We start from the raw sequence: 20,276 nt of genomic DNA, 5'->3' as shown, positions 1-20,276 counted from the left end.
AATTTCAACCAAAAGTCTGTCCGCCAAACGACCAATCTACGGTCATCGCCAATGAGAACCCTTAATGTCTCACCATCCGACTAGATGTACGGATCCTCAAGACTATTTTTATAGAAGGATGTCAAATGAAAAAATCTCTGCTTGCACTGGCCGTTCTCGGCGCGTTTGCAGGTGCTGCACAAGCACAAAGCTCCGTTACTATCTACGGTATCATTGATACTGGCGTTACATACACAAGCAAAGCTCAAACTACAAATGCACCAGGCGTGACAGGTATTAACACTGGCAGCAAGTTTGCAATGAACTCCGGCGTTATCCAAGGTTCGCGCATCGGTTTCAAGGGCGTTGAAGATCTGGGCGGCGGTTTGAGCGCAGTGTTCAACCTGGAAACCGGCTTCAACAACGACAACGGTGCTTTGAATGGCCAAGATCCAGGCACAACTAACCTGTTCCGTCGTAAATCGGTTGTCGGTCTGGCCGGTGGTTTCGGTTCGGTTCTGCTCGGTCGTCAAACTGACTGGGCTGACACTATCAGCGCCTACACAGCCGTGGCTGACTTCGGTGGTGTTATCCAGAACTCCGGCTCTAACCTGAACCGTCTGCAAGGTGTTCGCACTAACAATTCGATCAGCTACACCACGAACAACCTGAGTGGCTTCACCGGTAACCTGATGTACGGTTTCGGCGAAACAGCTGGCAAGACTAGCGCTGGCCAATCGTTTGGTCTGGGCGGTAAGTACGACAACGGCCCACTGGGCCTGGGTATCAACTACTATCAATCGAAGCAAGGTCCTACACCTAGCGATACTTCCCTGCTCGCTAATGCTGCTCCTCTGAGCACTGTTGTTGGCGCTGCTAACGCAGGCGCTTCGGCAGCTAAAGTGTTGAACGTTGTTGCTAGCTATCAGTTCGGTCCTGCACGCGTTTATGGTAACTACTCGCGCGTCAAGCAAGATTTGAACACCGTTGCAGTGACTGGCCTGACAGACGCAACCCGTGTGACTGGTGCTACTCTGGGTCTGTCGAAGAAGGCTGACATGTACGAATTGGGTACAGCATACTCGCTGACTCCTTCGTTGAAACTGTTGGGTAGCGTTCAGTACACTCGTGCTGACTTCGACGGCCTGAGCGGCAAGGGTAAACTGACCCAATTCAACCTGGGTACAGACTACTGGTTGTCGAAGCGTACCGACCTGTACGCATTCGTGTCGAACCTGCGTGCTAAAGACATGAAGAACCCAGGCGTGTATGCTGACACAACTGGTAACGACGCTAGCCAAACAGCAGTTACTGTTGGTATCCGTCACAAGTTCTAATTTAAGCCTCTGGCCTCTGGCGTGAAAACGTCAGGAAATCAGATACTTAACTGAACGATTCGGGCTTACATGAGCAATCATGTGAGCCCGTTTTTATTGGCGGAGCCAGATTTGCCTTACCAAGAATCAGGTTGTCAGCACCAACGATAGCGTAGATAATCTCGCGATATTGCGGATATGCAATGCCGAATCGGCCTGGCACAGCAAGACGCTGAAAATATTCAACCCAACAAAAACGCACATGACCCCCCATTTGGACTCAGATTCGATTGCTGACTATTTGCTCGATCATCCTCATTTCTTTGAGGAACATGCCGAGTTGCTGGGCCGGATCAAGCTGACCAGCCCTTTGCTCGGGCGCGCCGTCTCCTTACAGGAGCGCCAGATGGAAATTCTGCGCGAAAAGATCAAGGTGCAGGAATTGCACATGGCCGACCTGCTGCGCATCGCGCAAGAAAACGACGAAATCACCGGCAAATTCCAAGCATGGACGCGCGCGCTGCTGCTGGCTCGCAACGACGCTGATCTGCCACGGACGCTGACCGGCAGTCTGCGGGAAATCTTCAACGTCCCGCAAGTTACCCTGCGTCTGTGGAACATCGCCGAAAGCCACAGCGACAACTGGTTCACCGCTGCAGTGTCGGAAGACGCTCGCATCTTCGCCAACGGACTGACCACGCCGTTCTGCGGCGCCAACAACGACTTCGAAGCCGCCGGCTGGCTGGAAGACGCGACAACCGTGAAATCCGTGGCGATGTTGCCGCTGCGCGTCAGTGCAGCACCTGAATCCTTCGGCCTGCTGGTGCTCGGCTCGCCCGACCCAAGCCGCTTCACGGCAGACATGGCCACCGACTTTCTGAGCCGCATCGGCGAAACCGCCAGCGCCGCGCTAGCCTGCCTGCTACACTGAATCATCCTAATTTCCGATCCTTGCGATCCAACCGTGTGAGCGACGACGCCAATCCAGCCGAACTCGACCGCTATCTCGACAGCCTGCAGAGCCAGCGCATGCTGTCGCCGCACACCGTCAGCAACTACGGCCGCGACCTGACGGAATTGACCGAACTGGCGCAAGCCGCTGGCGTCGCGTTGGCGGCAGTCACCCATTTCCAGATCCGCAAGTTCGCCGCGCAACTGCACGGCAGAGGCCTCAACGCCCGCTCCATCGCACGCAAACTCTCGGCCTGGCGCGGTTTTTACGACTGGCTGTCCGAACAGGGCAATCTGAAATCGAATCCGGTCGATGGCGTCAAAGCGCCCAAAAAGGCCAAACCGCTGCCCAAGGCGCTGGCTGCTGACGATGCCGTCCATTTGGTATCCCATGCCAATCCGCTTAAAAATGCCGACGCACCGGCGCAGTTATGTAATCGCGCGATGTTCGAGCTGCTGTACTCCAGCGGCCTGCGCGTTTCCGAGTTGACGGGGCTGGACGTGCAATACAGGCAGGAAGCCGGCTACACATCGGCAGGCTGGATCGACATGCAAAGCTGCGAAGTGACGGTCACCGGCAAAGGCAACAAGATGCGCAACGTGCCGGTAGGCCAGCCGGCCATGGAAGCTCTCAGGAACTGGCTCAACGCGCGTGAAACCGTGCTCTCCCTTCATGCCGATGCAGACCGGCGCGCGCTGTTCCTGAGCGAGCGCGGCACGCGCATGTCGCCGCGCGTAGCGCAACTGCGGCTGAAGGCGCACGGCCAGGCGCTCGGAATGGCCACCAATGTGCATCCGCATGTGCTGCGCCACTCCTTCGCCTCGCATGTACTGCAAGGTTCCGGCGATTTGCGGGCGGTGCAGGAAATGCTGGGCCACGCCTCCATCACGGCCACCCAGGTCTATACCTCGCTGGATTTCCAGCGCCTCGCCCAGGTTTACGACGCCGCCCATCCGCGCGCAAAAAAAATCACTTCCAAATAAGCCGCCGCAAATAGGCCGGGAACGAAGCCACTTGCATGGAATTGCGGCATAATTCGCGTAACCCCTTGATGAAGCGCCGCATCCGGACGCTTGCTTACACCAGCGACATCCCATGAAATCCAAACCCGCCGACACCGCCACGCCAACTGCTCTCGCCCATGATCCGGCCAAGGCGCAGGCCCTGGCCGAGCTGCAATTGCGCGACGCATCCGTACGCGTCACGCAGGCGCGCGTGAGCGTCATGGCGGCGTTGCTAAGCGCGCGCAGCGCCGTGTCGCATCAGGACATTCAGGACAAACTGGTCGACATGGACCGCGTCACGCTATATCGTGCGCTCGATTGCCTGACCGAAGCCGGCCTGGCGCACAAGATCGCCAGCGACGACCGCATTTTTCGCTACAACGCCGGCGCAGGCGCCGAGCACCATGACCACGCCGGCCATCAGCATACGCATGGCCACGCTCAGCATCAGCACGGCCATTTCAAATGCACCCGCTGCGCCCGCGTGTTTTGCCTGGACGGCAGCGGTGAGGCCGGCTTCCTGGAAAGCGTACTGCCTTCCACCGGCAAGCGCCAGACCACCGTAGCGCAATTGCAGACGGCCCTGCAAAAATCCCTCGGCAAGGGCTTCCAGAGTCACGAAATCGAACTGACCATCAAAGGCTGGTGCGCCGACTGCGCGGACTGAATCAACAGCCCGCCAAGCGCGGCAAATGCGCGGTCAACTGGCGCACGGAACGCACCTTCACATCGATGTAAGACGGATGCATTGTCAGCATCCTGCGCACGCCGGCCGTGGAGAAATGCGGATTTCCGGCCAGATACTGCGTCACCCATGCAGTCCGCAAACCCAGCTTTTTAGCCGATTTCAGATTCACCGATGTGTCTTCCACCAGGATGCAGCGATGCGCGGCGACGCGTTCGCGCGCCAACAGCTTTTGCAGCAATTGCCGCGACGGCTTGGGTTTCAATTTGCCGTGCACGCGCATCGACTCGATGGAAATATGTTTGTCGAAATGGCGATGCAATCCCAGATGCCGCACCACATCGCGCGAGTAGCGCAACGGCGCGTTGGTAAGCAGGATCTTGCGCCCCGGCAAACGCTTTAGCAGATGCAGCAAACCGCGCTCGGCGCGAATCATGCCGAACAGGTCGTCGAAGTCGTGCGCATCGTGCAGGAACGCTTCCGGCTTCACCTGATGATGTTGCACCATGCCCAGCAAGGTCGCTCCATACAACCGCCAGTAGCGCTGACGCATCTCGTTGACCGCATCCTGGTCGGACGGCAGGCCCTGTTCTTTCAATACGCGCTCCATGAAAACATTCATGTTGGCGTTGATCGCCGGGAAAATCGCATGTGACGCGTTATGCAGCGTGTTGTCGAGATCGAAAAGCCAGAGCGGTGTAGTATTCGGCACGATGATGAAGTCAATGAGGAAAGCGCAACGATGCGACGCCTGATTATAGTGATATTCGGCTGGCTGTTTTGTCTTTATGTGCCGGCGGCGAACGCCGAGAACGCAACGGCCGCCACGCATGCGGAACATCGCGGCGCCTTGTTCAAGGTGCAGGATGCGCGCCACACGCTTTACCTGTTCGGCACCATCCATGTCGGCGCCGCCAACTTCTATCCGCTTGAGCCGCGCGTGATGCAAGCGCTGGAGCAAGCCCCCGCCATCGCGCTCGAAATCGATCCCCAAAAGACGCCGGCCATGCAAGCAGCGGTGCTACGGTACGGCTTCTATCCCGAAGGACAAAGCTATCAGACTGAACTCACTCCGCAACTGCAGCAACAGGTACAGGCCGCGCTGAAGAAATACCACATCCCCATCGAGGCGATTGCACGCTTCCGCCCCTGGATGATCGCCAGCCTGCTGACGGTGCAGGAATTCGACAGCAAGGGATATCGCTCCGACCTCGCGGTCGACAGCCATCTTGCCGATTTCATCCAGAAGCGCAACAAGCCAGTCATCGAACTCGAAGGCGCGGAAAGCCAGCTCGCACTGTTCGGCACGCTCAGCAAACAACAGCAAAGCCTGCTGCTGGAAGACACCATCAAGGAGCTGGACGATCCCGACGACGCCGCCAAAGTGGTGGAACTGGCGGAATTCTGGCGCACCGCCGACCTCGACGGCCTGCAAGGCTTACTCGATGAAATGGCCAGCGACAAGAGCTTCGTCGGCCGTTTCACCAAGGAGGTCTTGCTGGACCAGCGCAATCCCGTATTGACCGATCGCATCGCAGCGTTGCTCGGGAAGCAGGACCGCATCTTCGCCGCCATCGGCATCCTGCACCTGGTCGGCCCCACTGGCGTGCCCGCGCTGCTGCAACGACGCGGCTACAAGGTCGAACGCATTTATTGAATGCGCAATAAAAAAAGCGCCGCCGGTCTCCCGGCGACGCCTTCGGTACGATGCGAGGCTTAATGCGAGCGGATCATGGTGCCGAACGCCTGCTCGGTCAGCACTTCCAGCAGCAGCGAATGCTCGATGCGACCATCGATGATGTGGACGGTGTTCACGCCTGACTTGGCCGCGTCCAGCGCCGACGAAATCTTCGGCAGCATGCCGCCGGAAATCGTGCCGTCTTCGAACATTTCGTCGATCTCGCGCGCCGACAGATCGGTCAGCAAATTGCCCTTTTTATCTTGCACACCGGCAATGTTGGTCATCATGATCAATTTTTCCGCATGCAGGATTTCGGCGATCTTGCCGGCCGCGACGTCGGCATTGATGTTGTATGCCTGGCCGTCGTCGCCGAAGCCGATCGGCGAAATGATCGGGATAAATGCATCGTCCTGCAACGCCTTGACCACCGCCGGATTGATCGCTTCGATCTCGCCGACGAAACCGATATCGAGAAATTGCCCCGGGTTTTCCTTGTCCGGCATTTGCATCTTGCGTGCGCGAATCAGGCCGCCATCCTTGCCGGTCAGGCCGACTGCCTGGCCGCCGTAATGATTGATCAGCATGACGATGTCCTGTTGCACTTCGCCGCCCAGCACCCATTCCACCACTTCCATGGTTTCTTCATCGGTGATGCGCATGCCCTGCACGAAAGTGCCCTGCTTGCCGATCTTCTTGAGCGCATTGTCGATTTGCGGACCGCCGCCATGTACCACAACCGGATTCATGCCGACCAGCTTAAGCAGGATCACGTCGCGCGCAAAACCATGCTTCAGACGCTCTTCGGTCATCGCATTGCCGCCGTATTTGACGACGATGGTCTTGCCGTGGAATTTGCGGATGTACGGCAAGGCTTCCGCCAGAATTTCTGCCTTGATGGTGGGGTCAACGTTGGTCAGATCGGTCAAGTCGGTCATAGCGCAAATCCTGGGCAGGGAGAGATATTCGGAATGTCCGCGATTTTACATGGAAAGCGGGATTCGATTGTGGCGGATGTTGCGTTTTCAGCCTGTGCAGCCATGCATTTCCTGGTTGGGGAATTTAGCCTTGAGGCCGTCGAGGGCCGCCTTGGTTGCCGTATCGACATTGCGCCACTGATAAGCCTGCCTGGTCGAGGTGACGTTGCGCGCCATGATGCGGGCACTGCGCACGCCCTTGGGGATCAGTTGGCCGATGTAGGCTTTCGCCGCTTCCTCTGTTTTGAACACGCCCAGGGAAATCGCCCAACGCAGGGCCGGATTGGGTTGCGATTCCGGTATCACATAAAAATCCTGGATGCCGAGACGGCGCAGTTCGGCCGATCTGCGCTCGGCGCCGTCCTTGCCATCCTGCGACGGGATGTAGACCATGTGGCTGGCCGCTTCTTGGACATTGCGCATGGTCGGCTTGACCGCCAGATTCAGGCTGGCCAGTTGAGCATCGAACTTGCGCGCTTCGACGCCATTGAAATTGCCGATTTCGATACAGGAGATCATTTCCGCCTTTGCCTCAGGCTTGTCAGGTTTGCTTTCCGGCGACGTATCCGGCTTGGCGTCTTTGACAGCGTCGGCTGCATCGGCCTTGACCGGCGCCACCAGCTTCTCGCTATTGGCCGGCAAAATGCTGAGCGTCTCGGGATGCAGTTGTTGCGCCAGACGTTTGGGTTCGTGGCGTTCGGACACAGTTGTGCCCAGATAGCCCCGCTGCATGGCAAACAGGGCCGCATTCCCAATCAGCAGTAGCCAAAAAAACAATTTCAGCATCGTTCAGTCCGATTTATGAAGGTTGCCGCGTCCGTCACGCGGCCGCTGCATGCAGCCCGATCAGCACGAGATTATCGACGTTTTCGCAGGGTGCCGCCACATACGGCATCAGCACCGGCCCGGCGCCGCCCGCCAGCACGCACAAGACCTCGCCGTGTCGCACCCGGTGCGCGGCGACCGCGCGTTCTATGGCGCCCGCCTGTGCGGCAATGCAACCGGCGATGATGGCGTCGGTAGTATTGTCCGCAAATGGCGTGGCGACGGCGCTGATGGTCTGTATCTGCGGTAACTGCGCGGTATTCAGAGCCAATGATGTTGCCATGACGCCCAGGCCGGGCAAGATCATGCCGCCGAGAAAATCGCCGTCGGCGGTCACCGCGTCGACCGTGGTCGCGGTGCCGCAGGTCGCGACGATCAATGCGCGTTGCGGGTACAAGGCATGCGCACCGATGGCGGAAGCAAAGCGGTCGCAACCAAGCTGGCCGGGATTCTTGTAATGGTTGCGCACGCCAGCCAACTGCGGCTGCGACGCGAACCATTCGATTTTCACCCTTGCGCCGAATGCGGCATGCAAGGCCGCTTGCAGCGCCTCCTTCATTGCCTGACCGGCAACATTGGACACCATCACGCGCGTCACCGGCAGGCCCTGCCATGCCTGCGTCAGCGCAGCCACCTCGCCGCGCGCCATGGAACCCGCATGCAGCCAGCGCCCGGCATTGCCGGCAACAAAAACCTTATCTGCGGGAATGCCCCATTTGATCAGCGTATTGCCGACGTCGACCAGCAGCATGGCGTTCACTCCTGCAGACGCAAAGAAACGTCGCCAGCGACGACGGCGACGCGACCGCCGGCGGTATCCATCAGGAAGCAGCCCTGGTCGTCGACGCCAACGGCGGTGCCTTCATGCACCACGCGCGCGTCGTCGAGGATGCGCACTATCCGCCCGGCATAGGCGTGCAAGCGATTCCAGCGCGCAACGAAAGGCGAAAAGCCCCGCGCTTCGAAATCCGCCAGCGCATCCGACAAGGCGCTCAGCAAAATCGCCAGCAGGCGCTCGCGCTCGTGTGCAAGCAACTCGGAGACATCGGCCGCCGTCCGGCCGATGCGGTCCTGCAACTCCTGCGGCATCATCAGATTGACGCCGATGCCGATGACGGTCCAGGTTTCGCTGACGTCGCCCTCCCTGTCCCTGGCTTTATCCTGTGCGGTCTCGATCAGGATGCCGGCCAGCTTGGCGCCGTCGCGCAACACGTCGTTGGGCCATTTCAGTTCGACATCGATGCCGAAAATGCCCAGCGCTTCGGCCAAGGAAACACCCACCGCCAGCGGCAGGCCGATCAGGCCGTGCACCGGACGCCTGAATTTCCATGCCAGCGAAAACGTCAGCGCCGAAGTCGCTGTCGTCCGCCAAGGTCGCCCGGCACGGCCGCGGCCGGCGGTCTGCGATTCGGCGACAAGCAAAGTCGGGCCTTCCAACACGCCCAGGCGGGCAAGCAAGTCGGCATTGGTCGAGCCGGTCTCGGCGACGACTTCGATGGCAACGGTCTTGGCGTTGCCGTTGCAGGAACTGGCGATCAACGCCGCGATGCGCCCGGCGGAAATCGTCGCGGCAGTGGTGGTTTCTGAAGCATGCATGGCCCACATTGTAACGGTTGTCCAAGGTGCAAGCGAAGGAGAAATCGGTTACCCTCGCAGGCATGGACGCTCCTCAACGACCGCCACAGCCGCCCTCTCCAGCCGCCCAGCCCGCTTCTGCGCCAGTTTCTGCTCCCGCAACCGCGGCAGCAGCCAGGCCGACGGCGTCGTCGTTTGCGCGCGTCAGCCTGCTGATTTATACCCTGCTGATCGTATATGCAAGCTGGTACCCGTTTTCCGGCTGGCGCGACATGGGCCTGTTGCCTTTCGATTACCTGTGGGCGCGCCTGCCGTACTACTGGACCGGCTTCGACCTGTGGACCAACATCGTCGGCTATGCGCCGTTCGGCGCGCTGGTAGTCTATGCGCTGTATCCGCGCGTGCGTTCGACCTGGGCGGTGCCGCTGAGCCTGATTGCCGGCGTCGCCCTGTCGGCCATCATGGAAGCGGTACAGACTTACCTGCCGACGCGCATTCCATCCAACCTCGACCTGCTCACCAATAGTTGCGGCACCTTGCTGGGTGCATTGATCGGCGCCTGGACCCGGCGCTACTTCCTGCGCGAAAGCCGCCTGCTGGAAGTACGGCGGCGCTGGTTCTCGCGCGAAGCCAGCCGCGGCCTGGTGGTGGTCGGATTGTGGCCGCTGGCGCTGATCTATCCGCAAAACCACCTGTTCGGCCTCGGCCATGTGGTGCCGCCGCTGTCGAGCCTGCTGTCCGACCTGCTCGATACGCCGATCGACCTCGCCACTTGGTGGACCAACAACGCCCAGCTCAATGCCGAACAATACTGGCTCGCCGAAATCATCGTCACCGCCTGCGGCCTGACCGGCGCGGTGCTGACCATGCTCCTGCTGCTGCGCAAACAGGCGCCGCGCAACATGCTGACGGCGGTCTACCTGCTGAGCGCGGTATTCGTCAAATCGCTGTCGTGCGCTCTGTTCTTCGCGCCGGAAAATGCCTTCGCCTGGTTCACGCCAGGCGCCGCGGGCGGCATGATCATTGGCGGCCTGATGTTGGCCGGGCTGTCGTTCGCACCGCCCACCGCGCAGCGGCGCATCGCCGCCCTGGGTCTGATCTTCAGCCTGCTGGCGACCAATGCGGTGCCGGCCAACCCCTATTTCGTCTCGACCCTGCAGACCTGGGTACAAGGCAAGTTCCTCAACTTCGACGGCGCCGCGCAATTCCTGTCCGTGCTGTGGCCCTTCCTGGCATTGTGGTTCCTCTATCATCCGGTACATCGCAAACCCGGCGGCCAGAAATGACGCGGTGTATGATTGTGCCTTTGGCCCACTCCTCGCGAGCATCATGGCAGCTACCCCAGACAAACCATTCTACGAACACCACGTTTTCTTCTGCCTGAACCAGCGCGAACCCGGCGGGCGCACCTGCTGCGCCGACAAGGGCGCGCAAGCGGCTCAGGAACACGCGAAAAAACGCATTAAACAACTCGGCCTGGCCGGCGAAGGCAAAGTCCGCATCAACAAGGCCGGCTGCCTGGAACGCTGCGAAGAAGGTCCGGTGGTGGTCATCTATCCGCAAGGTACGTGGTACACCTACGTCGACAATGAAGACATCGATGAAATCATCGACTCCCACATCGTCAACGGCAAAGTCGTCGATCGCCTGAAAATCTGAGCAACGCATCCGAGCAATAACGAAGTCTCCACAGCATGAACGCCCACACCCAATCGTTTCTGATCCCCGGCGCCGTCGGCCAGCTTGAATGTGCGCTGGACCTGCCCGACCCCGAACAATTTGCCGCGCCGCGCGGCCTGGCCCTGGTCGCCCATCCGCATCCGCTGTTCGGCGGCACCATGGACAACAAGGTCGCACAGACGCTGGCGCGCTCCTTCCTGGCGCTCGGCTATGTCGCTGTACGCATGAATTTCCGCGGCGTCGGCAAGTCCGAAGGCGAACATGACCACGGCAAGGGCGAGACCGACGACATGGCGCTGCTGCTGGCTCACATGCGCGGACAATATCCGGATCTGCCGCTGGCGCTCGGCGGCTTCTCGTTCGGCACTTTCGTGCAGGCGCAATTGCAGCAGCGCCTGATCGCCGAAGGAACGCCGGCCGAACGCCTGGCGCTGGTCGGGACCGCCGCCGGCAAATGGCCGATGCCGGATGTTCCCGCCGACACCATCCTGATTCACGGCGAGCTGGACGACACCATTCCGCTCTCCGCAGTGTTCGACTGGGCACGCCCGCAGGAATTGCCGGTAATCGTGATTCCCGGCGCGGATCACTTTTTTCATCGCAAACTGCAACATATCAAGAACCTGATAGTCCAAATGTGGCATCGCTGATTCCTGTCCCATGGTCCTACTGCGAGGCCGTGATCCGGCGCCGTCCGGTGCTCGAAATCCTCGTGTACAGAAGTACACTCCGGTATCCTGCGCTCCGGTCGTCACCGGCTGACGGCCTCTCGCTACGGACCATGGGCCAGGAATACTCTGCAAGTCAACCCCGCGCAGCCTTGTTGTCAGGCTCGGCGTTTATAATCCCGGTTCGATGTTCACTCATCTCTTTTCAAACGACAGTCCCGCATGCAGCCCGGCGGGACACATTTCTTACACCCGAAGATGAAAAAACTACTCGCGGCCCTCGCCGCCTCCGTCCTGACCTTCTCGGCAGCCGTTGCCCAGAGCCTTCCCCCACCTAGCGTCGCCGCCAAATCCTGGCTCCTGCTGGACGCGTCGAGCAACCAGATCATGGCCTCGCAAGAAGCCGACATGCGCGTCGAGCCGGCATCGCTGGTCAAGCTGATGACGGCTTACCTGGCTTTCGCCGCCGTGCGCGACAAACGCCTCGACCTGAACCAGGAAATCAACGTCTCCGTCAATGCATGGAAAGTCGATCCGAGCAGCTCCAAGATGTTCATCGAACCGAACAAGCCGGTCTCGATCAACAACCTGCTGTACGGCCTGATCTCGGTATCCGGCAACGATGCCGCCGTAGCGCTGGCCGAAGCCGTCTCCGGCACCTCCGACGCCTTCGTCGTCCTGATGAACCGCGAAGCGCAACGCCAGGGCCTGACCGGCACCCACTTCAGCAATCCGCACGGTCTGCCCAGCCCGGACACCTATACCACCGCGCGCGATCTGGCGATCCTGTGCCGCAACCTGATCAACGATTTCCCCGAGTTCTACAAGACTTATTATTCGGTCAAGAAATTCACCTACAACAACATCACCCAACCCAACCGCAACCGTCTGCTGTGGCTGGATCCGACGGTCGACGGCATGAAGACAGGTCACACCGAAAGCGCCGGCTATTCGCTGATCACTTCGGCCAAGCGCCCGGTCGCCAACGGCGAACGCCGCCTGATCTCGGTGGTGATCGGCACCGTGTCCGACCAGGTCCGCACGCAGGAAAGCCAGAAGCTGCTGAACTGGGGCTTCCAGAATTTTGACGCCGTCAAGTTGTACAGCAAGGGCCAGGCCGTCGACACGCCCGACGTCTGGAAGGGTTCGCAAGGCAAGATCAAAATCGGCTTTACACACGACGTCTACGTAACCGTGCCGAAGGGCAGCGCCGACAAGATCAAGCCGCGCGTCGAACGCAACGATCCCCTGATCGCGCCGATTTCGGAAAACGCCAAGGTCGGCACCCTGAAGATCATGATCGACGACAAGGCCGTCACCGAATTGCCGCTGGTGGCGCTGGAATCGGTGGGCCCGGCCGGCATCGTCGGACGCGCCTGGGATACGCTGCGCTTGCTGTTCAAGTAATCTCGCAGGCATCGCCACTGCGCTGAGAGATTTCAGCGCAATAAAAAGCCACCTGATGAAAAACCCCGAAAGTTGATGTCCAACTTTCGGGGTTCAGCTCATCACGGTGGTTTTTTGTATCTGCTTACTGCTATAACCTACTGCTGAAACAAATGCCACTGAACCGGCGGCGGTTCACGCATCAGGCAGCGACGGCTTCCTTCACGGCAACCGGCGCTTCTTCCGGAGCGGAAGTGCGGATCAGATGATCGAAGGCGCTCAATGCCGCCTTCGCGCCTTCGCCGACCGCGATCACGATCTGCTTGTACGGCACGGTAGTCACGTCGCCTGCTGCGAACACGCCCGGAATCGAAGTCTGGCCCTTGGCGTCGATCTCGATTTCGCCGTGCTTGGAGAGCGCAACGGTACCCTTCAACCATTCTGTATTCGGCACCAGGCCGATCTGGACGAAGACGCCTTCCAGTTCGATGTGCTTCACTTCGCCGCTGACGCGTTCCTTGTAACCGATACCGTTGACCTTCTTGCCGTCGCCGGTGATTTCGGTAGTTTGCGCCGAGGTGACGATGGTCACGTTGGGCAGGCTTTTCAGCTTACGCACTAGCACGGCATCGGCCTTCAGTTCCGCCGCGAACTCGAGCAACGTCACATGGCTGACGATGCCGGCCAGGTCGATTGCCGCTTCCACGCCGGAGTTGCCGCCGCCGATCACGGAGACGCGCTTGCCCTTGAATAGCGGACCGTCGCAGTGCGGGCAGTAGGCGACACCGTGGTTGCGGTACTCGCGCTCTCCCGGCACGTTGACTTCGCGCCAGCGCGCGCCGGTCGACAGGATCACGGTCTTGCCCTTCAACACGCCGCCGTTGGCCAGCTTGATTTCGATCAGACCTTCACCCGGCACCAGAGATTCAGCGCGTTGCGTGTTCATGATATCGACGTCGTAGGCCCTGACGTGCTGCTCCAGGGCGGCCGCAAATTGCGGACCTTCGGTTTCCTTGACGGAGACGAAGTTTTCAATCGCCAGCGTGTCCAGCACCTGGCCGCCGAAACGTTCGGCGACGACGCCGGTGCGGATGCCCTTGCGCGCTGCATAGATTGCCGCAGCCGCGCCGGCAGGGCCGCCGCCGACGATCAGCACGTCGTAAGCTTCCTTCGCGCTCAGTTCTTCCCCCTTGCGGGCGGCAGCGCCGGTGTCGAGCTTGGCGAGGATTTCTTCCACGCCGGTGCGGCCCTGGCCGAACACTTCGCCGTTCATGTAGACGGTCGGCACAGCCATGATCTGGCGCTTCTCGACTTCGTCCTGGAACAACGCGCCGTCAACGGTCACGGAGCGGATGCGCGGATTGATGATCGACATCACGTTGAGCGCCTGCACGACTTCCGGGCAGTTCTGGCAGGTCAGCGAGATATAGGTTTCAAAAGCGTAATCGCCGTCCAGGTTACGTATCTGTTCGATCACCTTGTCGTCGAGCTTGATGGGGTGGCCGCCGACCTGCAGCAGCGCCAGCACCAGCGACGTAAATTCGTGGCCCATCGGGATACCGGCGAACTGCACGCTGATATCGGTACCGGGGCGATTCAATGAAAAGGACGGCTTGCGTGCAGCGTGATCGTTGCGCTCGACCAGCGTGATGCGCTCGGACAGCGAGACGATTTCCTGCAGCAGCTCCTGCAACTCACGGGACTTGGCGCCATCATCCAGCGACGCGACGATCTCGATAGGCTGCGTGACCTTTTCCAGGTAGGCTTTCAATTGGGCTTTGAGATTGGCATCCAACATGATGATTTCCACTTTCCTCTGATGTGAGACTTCAATATTGTCCGGACTCCGCCGCTCGGCCTCGTGAGCTCTGCGGCGTTGCTTGCGCCGAGCCCGGACTGGTACTTCAATTTTTGCTGCTTTATTTCTTATCTGCTACGTTAAATCGTTGAGTAAGCGTAGCGAGCGGTTCGAGGTCGAGAGGAGAAGCGCAGCCGTACGAATGTACGGCGAGCATCGCAGTCTTGAGATCGAATCGCGCAGTAGCCCAATCAGCGATTTAAATTAGATCTTGCCGACCAGGTCGAGGGAAGGCTTCAGCGTTTCTGCGCCTTCAGTCCACTTTGCAGGGCAGACTTCGCCTGGGTGCGAAGCAACGTATTGCGCTGCCTTGACCTTGCGCAGCAATTCGGAAGCGTCGCGGCCGATGCCGTTGTCATGGATTTCCAGAACCTTGATCTGACCTTCCGGATTGATCACGAATGTACCGCGCAGCGCCAAGCCTTCTTCTTCGATCAACACTTCGAAGTTACGCGCCAGCGTCGCCGTCGGATCGCCGACCAGCGGGTATTGCACCTTCTTGATGGCTTCCGATGTGTCGTGCCATGCCTTGTGCGCGAAATGGGTGTCGGTCGACACGCCGTAGACTTCCACGCCCAGTTTCTTGAATTCCGCGTAATTGTCGGCCAGGTCTTCCAGCTCTGTCGGGCAGACGAAAGTAAAGTCAGCCGGGTAGAACACGAACACAGACCACTTGCCCTTCAGGCTTGCTTCGGTGATGTCGACGAATTTGCCGTCGTGGTAAGCAGTTGCCTTGAATGGCTTGATTGTCGTATTGATCAGGGACATTGCTATTTCCTTTACTTGGGGGTTGAAAGAGAGTGAATAAATAGTAAAGCGACTCTATATATTAATCAAATTTATTTGTTTAATACTTTCGATTGCTTTCTGCTATCGATATTCGTGTGAAACGGCTTGCTGCGTGTAACGAAGAATAGGACGCATATGAGCGCGAAAGCCTCAAATGCAACCGCAGGCCTGAACCTGTCCCGATGCGTCGCCAAAGGCGATCGCTTACACTGCCGACTTGCCGTTTAAGTAGAAATCGGGAGACGGAATTTCGTTCCCGCCGCAATATTACTTCAGCGCGGCAATGCTTGCGTGACGATCCAAAGACATCGTGACGACCGGACCAATCGGTAAAGACGCCGGACCACATGCATGCGGTACATGCAGCACGATACGGCGGACATAAGAAAACGGCCATCGTTCGATGGCCGTTTTACGTTTTACATTGACTTGACCTTACATCACGCCGCCAGCTTCTTCTCCAGTTGCGCCTTCACCTCGGCCAGTTCCTTCGGCAAGTGATACTTGAGCTTGTCGAACAGCTCGCTGTGCAACTCGACTTCCTTGATCCAGGCCGCCTTGTCGATCGACGTGATGATGGCGAACTGTTCCGGCGTGAAATCGATGCCGTCCCATTGCAAGTCTTCGTAACGCGGCGACACGCCGAAGATGTGGGGAACGCCGCCGACGCGTACGCCTTGTGGATCTTCGATGCGTTCCAGCATCCACTTCAGCACGCGCATGTTATCGCCGAAACCGGGCCAGACGAACTTGCCGTCGGCGTCGGTGCGGAACCAGTTGACGCAGTAGATCTTGGGCAACTCGGCCGGCGACGCGGCGATCTTGCGGCCCAGGTTCAGCCAGTGCTGGAAGTAATCGCTCATGTTGTAGCCGGTGAACGGCAGCATCGCGAACGGGTCGCGACGCACCACGCCTTGCTGGCCGACGGCGGCGGCAGTAGTTTCCGAACCCATGGTCGCGGCCATGTAGACGCCTTCCACCCAGTTGCGCGCCTCGGTCACCAGCGGCACCGTGGTCGAGCGACGGCCGCCGAAGATGAAGGCCGAAATCGGCACGCCGGCAGGGTCATCCCATGCTGCGTCGATGACGGGATTCTGCGTCGCGGCGACAGTGAAGCGCGCATTCGGATGCGCCGCCTTGCGGCCGGTTTCCTTGCCGATTTCCGGCGTCCAGTCCTTGCCTTGCCAGTCGATCAGGTGTGCCGGCGCTTCCTTGCTCATGCCTTCCCACCAGACGTCGCCATCATCGGTCAGCGCGACGTTGGTGAAGATGGTGTTGGCGCGCAGCGAAGCCATGCAATTGAAGTTGGTCTTTTCGTTGGTGCCTGGGGCCACACCGAAATAACCCGCTTCCGGATTGATCGCGTACAGGCGGCCGTCGGCGCCGGGTTTGATCCAGGCGATGTCGTCGCCGATGGTGGTGACCTTCCAGCCCGAGAACGCCTTCGGCGGAATCAGCATGGCGAAGTTGGTTTTGCCGCAGGCCGATGGGAAGGCCGCTGCAACATAATGCTTCTTGCCTTCGGGCGATTCGACACCGAGGATCAGCATGTGTTCGGCCAGCCAGCCCTGGTCGCGGCCCATGGTCGATGCAATGCGCAAGGCGAAGCACTTCTTGCCGAGCAGCGCATTGCCGCCGTAGCCGGAGCCGTAGGACCAGATTTCGCGGGTCTCGGGATAGTGGACGATGTACTTGGTGGGGTTGCACGGCCAGGCAACGTCTTTCTGGCCGGGCTGCAGCGGCGCACCGACGGAATGCACGCACGGCACAAACTCGCCGTCGGCGCCCAGCACGTCGTACACGGCGCGGCCCATGCGGGTCATGATGCGCATGTTCGCCACCACGTACGGCGAATCGGACAACTCGACGCCGATGTGCGCGATCGGCGAACCCAGCGGCCCCATCGAAAACGGCACCACATACAACGTGCGGCCGCGCATGCTGCCGGCGAACAAGCCGTTCAGGGTCGTGCGCATTTCGGCAGGATCGGTCCAGTTGTTGGTCGGGCCGGCGTCGTCCTTGTTCTTCGAGCAGATGAAGGTGCGGTCTTCCACGCGCGCCACGTCCGACGGGTCGGAGCAGGCCAGGTAGCTGTTCGGGCGCTTTTCCTGGTTCAGCTTTTTCATCGTGCCGGAAGCGACCATCTCGGCGCACAGGCGATCGTATTCCTCCTGCGAACCGTCGCACCAGTAGACACGTTCCGGCTTGGTCAGCGCGGCGATTTCCGCGACCCAGTCAATCAGTTTCCGGTGTTTGACGAAAGCGGGGACGTTCAACGCGGCGACGCCTTCCATTACGGGTTGATTCATAAACAGTACCTCCAATGCCTAAAGTAAGTCGAAATCGTTGGCACGGCAGGATCGTCGTTGCAGGCAGCCGGCGAGGCGGATGGCGCCATCGAGCCGGTGGTACGGCGGTCTTGTCGAATGCAGTCAGGTCATGACTGCGCGGCGCACCGCGGAGTAAGCGGAATTACCGGAATTGAGCCATGGTCGTCACTGAATCGTTTCATAAAATCCTGCTGCGGCAAATTGCCTTGCAACCAGTGTTTTTATGAAAATCAGGCGGCGATTGTACACCCGTACCCTGTCTATTTGTAGTGGAAAGTAACCGACTAATATAGTAGGGAATCTGCTTTTAACGCAATTGCGTTTTTTCATTACGAAGCAGTGCAACAAAAGCGGTTTCGCCTGCCGAAGCCTTATTGGATGGACACCGCCGCGCAGCTAAAGTGCACAGGACAAATGGCCTATCTGATGTCGGCGATTTCCTGACATTGCTGCGCAGCATCAGGAAAACTCAGGAGGAAAAATGGGAAAACGGCAGCCTAAAAAATACCTGCGACGAAATCGACAAAGGCCTTGATCTTGGCCGCGCGATGGTGCTGTTGCTGGACCAGCACGGAAACATCCGGGCCGGGCGCCAGCCAGTCCTGCAAGACCGGCACCAGTTCGCCGTTGCGCACCGGCGGGGTCAGCGAGACCGACATCTGCTGCACGATGCCGCAGCCCGCTTTGGCCGCCTCGATGAGCGATTCGACGTGGTCCATCGCCAGCGCGCCTTTGGGCACATGCGTATAGCTTTCCTTGCCTTTGCTGAATTGCCACGGCCGCACCATGCGCGATCGCGGATTGAGGAAACCCAGGCACGAAAAATCGGCCAGTTCCTGCGGCGTTCCAGGCACACCGCGGCGGGCGATGAATTCCGGCGACGCGCAGCACATGTAGCTGGTCTTGAACACTGTCTTGGCAATCAGGTTGGAGTCCGGCAGGTCGCCGATGCGGATCAGCACGTCGACGCCCTCCTCGACCATGTCGATCATGCGATCGCCGACCGTGATCCTGAGCGCGATGTCCGGGTACGCCTTCAGGAATTCAGGCAGCGCCGGCGCGATGTACCGGCGGCTGATCACGCTCGGCATGTCGACGCGCAGCGTGCCGGCCGGCAGCATCTGCGACTGCGTCATGCTTTCTTCCAGCTCGCTCATGCCGCCCAGCAGCAGCAGCGCCCGTTCATAGCATTGCCTGCCCTCCGCCGTCAGCGACATGCTGCGCGTGGTGCGATTGAGCAGCTTGGTGCGGAAATGCGTCTCCAGCGCCGACACCTGGTTGGTCACCGACGATGTCGAAATACCGAGACGGTCCGCCGCGCGGCTGAAACCGCCGGCTTCGACGACGTTGCAAAACACTTTCAGGGCATCCAGGCGATCCATGCTTTTCTTCTTCACGAGCGATTGGCGATGGCGTCGCCGATCATTCGATTATCCACGTTTTCATCATTCTGTATTGCGGCCGGACCTGTTTTTCTGTGCCCTTCCTCTCTCTAGACTTGCATTCATCGCCGAACGCAAAAGCACCCGGCGCCACCATCCACAGCCATCGAAAGGAAACACCATGAGCTCTCGTTCCGCCATGACCGCCGTACTGCTGAGCGCCTATGGCGCGCCGTTGCAAATCGCCCGGATAGACCGTCCTGATGCCGGCCCCGGTCAGGTGCTGGTCCGGATCGAAGCCGCCGGACTCAACCCGCTCGACGCCAAGATCCGTGCCGGCAAGGCGGCGCACGCCAAAGCGCAATTGCCGGCCGTGCTCGGCATCGACATGGCCGGCACGGTCGCAGCCGTCGGCCCCGGAGTGAGCGCGTTCGAGGTGGGCGACGAAGTCTACGGCATGACCGGCGGCGTCGGCGGCGTGCAGGGTTCGCTGGCGCAGTTCGCAGCGGTCGATGCCGACCTGCTGGCGCACAAGCCGGCCGCCATCGGCATGCGTACAGCCGCAGCGCTGCCGCTGATTTTCATCACCGCGTGGGAAGGTCTGGTCGACCGCGCCAAAGTGCGCGCCGGCCAGAAAGTGCTGGTGCACGGCGGCGCCGGCGGCGTCGGCCACATCGCCGTGCAGATCGCCAAGGCCTTCGACGCCGATGTCTATGCTACCGGTTCGGCGGAACAGCATGACGCCATTGCCGGCTACGGCGCGACCTTCATCGACTATCGCGCCGCCACTGTCGACGAGTACGTGCAGCAATACACCGGCGGCGAAGGCTTCGACATCGTCTACGACACCGTCGGCGGCGCCACGCTGGACGCCTCCTTCACGGCGGCGCGCCGCTATCACGGCCATGTCGTCAGTTGCCTCGGCTGGGGCACGCATGCGCTGGCGCCGCTGTCGTTCCGCGCCGCGACCTATTCCGGCGTGTTCACGCTGATGCCGCTGCTCACCGGAAAGGGCCGCGCACAACATGGCAAGATCATGCGCGAAGCCGCCAGGCTGGTGGACGCCGGCGACATCCGCGTGCAGGTCGACCCGCGCAACTTCGCGCTGGAACGGGCCGATGCCGCCTACGATCTCATCGACGCCGGCGGTGCGCGCGGCAAACTGGTGATCGACATTCCCGCCTGACAGCAA

Annotated in this window: 19 protein-coding genes; 10 read left to right on the top strand and 9 right to left on the bottom strand. The window is 60.0% G+C overall.

All coding sequences use genetic code 11. From position 1 onward, the window contains the following. The first annotated feature begins 125 nt into the window (after positions 1-125). From RV1423_RS18395 to RV1423_RS18380, 4 genes are all read left to right on the top strand, one after another. Positions 126-1,316 carry a porin gene (locus RV1423_RS18395; RefSeq protein ID WP_034299751.1) on the top strand — a complete coding sequence of 397 codons (1,191 nt, stop codon included), beginning with the start codon at positions 126-128 and terminating at the stop codon, positions 1,314-1,316. Between the two features lie 241 nt (positions 1,317-1,557). Continuing rightward, a complete protein-coding gene (locus RV1423_RS18390; protein WP_034299749.1) occupies positions 1,558-2,226 on the top strand; it encodes a DUF484 family protein in 669 nt (222 codons plus the stop codon). A gap of 35 nt (positions 2,227-2,261) precedes the next feature. Further along, positions 2,262-3,230: a tyrosine recombinase XerC gene (gene xerC / locus RV1423_RS18385; protein WP_034299747.1), complete on the top strand. Its 969-nt coding sequence runs from the start codon at positions 2,262-2,264 to the stop codon at positions 3,228-3,230. 112 nt (positions 3,231-3,342) lie between these two features. After that, positions 3,343-3,918, top strand: coding sequence for a Fur family transcriptional regulator (locus tag RV1423_RS18380; RefSeq protein WP_034299745.1), 576 nt, complete (start codon positions 3,343-3,345; stop codon positions 3,916-3,918). A gap of 1 nt (position 3,919) precedes the next feature. Here the strand turns inward: RV1423_RS18380 and RV1423_RS18375 are convergent, their stop codons facing one another. Beyond that, positions 3,920-4,648, bottom strand: a complete 729-nt coding sequence (locus tag RV1423_RS18375) for a pyrimidine 5'-nucleotidase (protein WP_034299743.1) — start codon at positions 4,646-4,648, stop codon at positions 3,920-3,922. A gap of 30 nt (positions 4,649-4,678) precedes the next feature. Between RV1423_RS18375 and RV1423_RS18370 the strand changes: the two genes are divergently transcribed. Beyond that, positions 4,679-5,593, top strand: coding sequence for a TraB/GumN family protein (locus RV1423_RS18370; RefSeq protein WP_034299740.1), 915 nt, complete (start codon positions 4,679-4,681; stop codon positions 5,591-5,593). A gap of 59 nt (positions 5,594-5,652) precedes the next feature. On the opposite strand, the gene argB is transcribed toward RV1423_RS18370, so the two are convergent. From argB to RV1423_RS18350, 4 genes are all read right to left on the bottom strand, one after another. Further along, entirely contained in the window at positions 5,653-6,552 is a 900-nt protein-coding gene (argB, locus tag RV1423_RS18365; protein ID WP_034299738.1) for an acetylglutamate kinase, read from the bottom strand. Positions 6,553-6,639: 87 nt separating this feature from the next. Then, positions 6,640-7,377, bottom strand: coding sequence for an SPOR domain-containing protein (locus RV1423_RS18360; RefSeq protein ID WP_034299736.1), 738 nt, complete (start codon positions 7,375-7,377; stop codon positions 6,640-6,642). 34 nt (positions 7,378-7,411) lie between these two features. Continuing rightward, the gene (locus RV1423_RS18355; RefSeq protein ID WP_034299734.1) at positions 7,412-8,167 is read right to left on the bottom strand and encodes a type III pantothenate kinase; all 756 of its coding nucleotides are present in this window, start codon (positions 8,165-8,167) and stop codon (positions 7,412-7,414) included. 5 nt (positions 8,168-8,172) lie between these two features. Next, the gene (locus RV1423_RS18350) at positions 8,173-9,021 is read right to left on the bottom strand and encodes a biotin--[acetyl-CoA-carboxylase] ligase (RefSeq protein ID WP_034299732.1); all 849 of its coding nucleotides are present in this window, start codon (positions 9,019-9,021) and stop codon (positions 8,173-8,175) included. Positions 9,022-9,074: 53 nt separating this feature from the next. Between RV1423_RS18350 and RV1423_RS18345 the strand changes: the two genes are divergently transcribed. From RV1423_RS18345 to RV1423_RS18330, 4 genes are all read left to right on the top strand, one after another. Further along, on the top strand, positions 9,075-10,277 hold the full coding sequence (locus RV1423_RS18345) for a VanZ family protein (RefSeq protein ID WP_051516766.1): 1,203 nt from the start codon (positions 9,075-9,077) through the stop codon (positions 10,275-10,277). 43 nt (positions 10,278-10,320) lie between these two features. Further along, entirely contained in the window at positions 10,321-10,650 is a 330-nt protein-coding gene (locus RV1423_RS18340) for a ferredoxin (protein WP_034299730.1), read from the top strand. A 35-nt stretch (positions 10,651-10,685) separates the two neighbouring features. Further along, on the top strand, positions 10,686-11,321 hold the full coding sequence (locus RV1423_RS18335; protein WP_034299729.1) for an alpha/beta hydrolase: 636 nt from the start codon (positions 10,686-10,688) through the stop codon (positions 11,319-11,321). A 276-nt stretch (positions 11,322-11,597) separates the two neighbouring features. Beyond that, positions 11,598-12,746, top strand: a complete 1,149-nt coding sequence (locus RV1423_RS18330) for a D-alanyl-D-alanine carboxypeptidase family protein (protein WP_034299727.1) — start codon at positions 11,598-11,600, stop codon at positions 12,744-12,746. 181 nt (positions 12,747-12,927) lie between these two features. Here the strand turns inward: RV1423_RS18330 and ahpF are convergent, their stop codons facing one another. The 4 genes from ahpF to RV1423_RS18310 form a co-directional block, all read right to left on the bottom strand. Further along, complete coding sequence (gene ahpF, locus RV1423_RS18325; protein WP_034299810.1) at positions 12,928-14,523, bottom strand: alkyl hydroperoxide reductase subunit F; 1,596 nt, start codon at positions 14,521-14,523, stop codon at positions 12,928-12,930. Positions 14,524-14,787: 264 nt separating this feature from the next. Then, entirely contained in the window at positions 14,788-15,351 is a 564-nt protein-coding gene (gene ahpC, locus RV1423_RS18320; protein ID WP_034299725.1) for an alkyl hydroperoxide reductase subunit C, read from the bottom strand. Positions 15,352-15,812: 461 nt separating this feature from the next. Next, the gene (locus tag RV1423_RS18315) at positions 15,813-17,681 is read right to left on the bottom strand and encodes a phosphoenolpyruvate carboxykinase (GTP) (protein ID WP_034299723.1); all 1,869 of its coding nucleotides are present in this window, start codon (positions 17,679-17,681) and stop codon (positions 15,813-15,815) included. Between the two features lie 518 nt (positions 17,682-18,199). Continuing rightward, positions 18,200-19,084: a LysR family transcriptional regulator gene (locus RV1423_RS18310; RefSeq protein ID WP_034299721.1), complete on the bottom strand. Its 885-nt coding sequence runs from the start codon at positions 19,082-19,084 to the stop codon at positions 18,200-18,202. Positions 19,085-19,265: 181 nt separating this feature from the next. Between RV1423_RS18310 and RV1423_RS18305 the strand changes: the two genes are divergently transcribed. Beyond that, a complete protein-coding gene (locus tag RV1423_RS18305; RefSeq protein ID WP_034299719.1) occupies positions 19,266-20,270 on the top strand; it encodes a zinc-dependent alcohol dehydrogenase family protein in 1,005 nt (334 codons plus the stop codon). Positions 20,271-20,276 lie beyond the last annotated feature (6 nt).

This window comes from Herbaspirillum sp. RV1423 (assembly GCF_000577615.1).
Lineage (GTDB): Bacteria > Pseudomonadota > Gammaproteobacteria > Burkholderiales > Burkholderiaceae_D > Herbaspirillum.
This window is presented reverse-complemented; position numbering and strand designations above follow the sequence as displayed.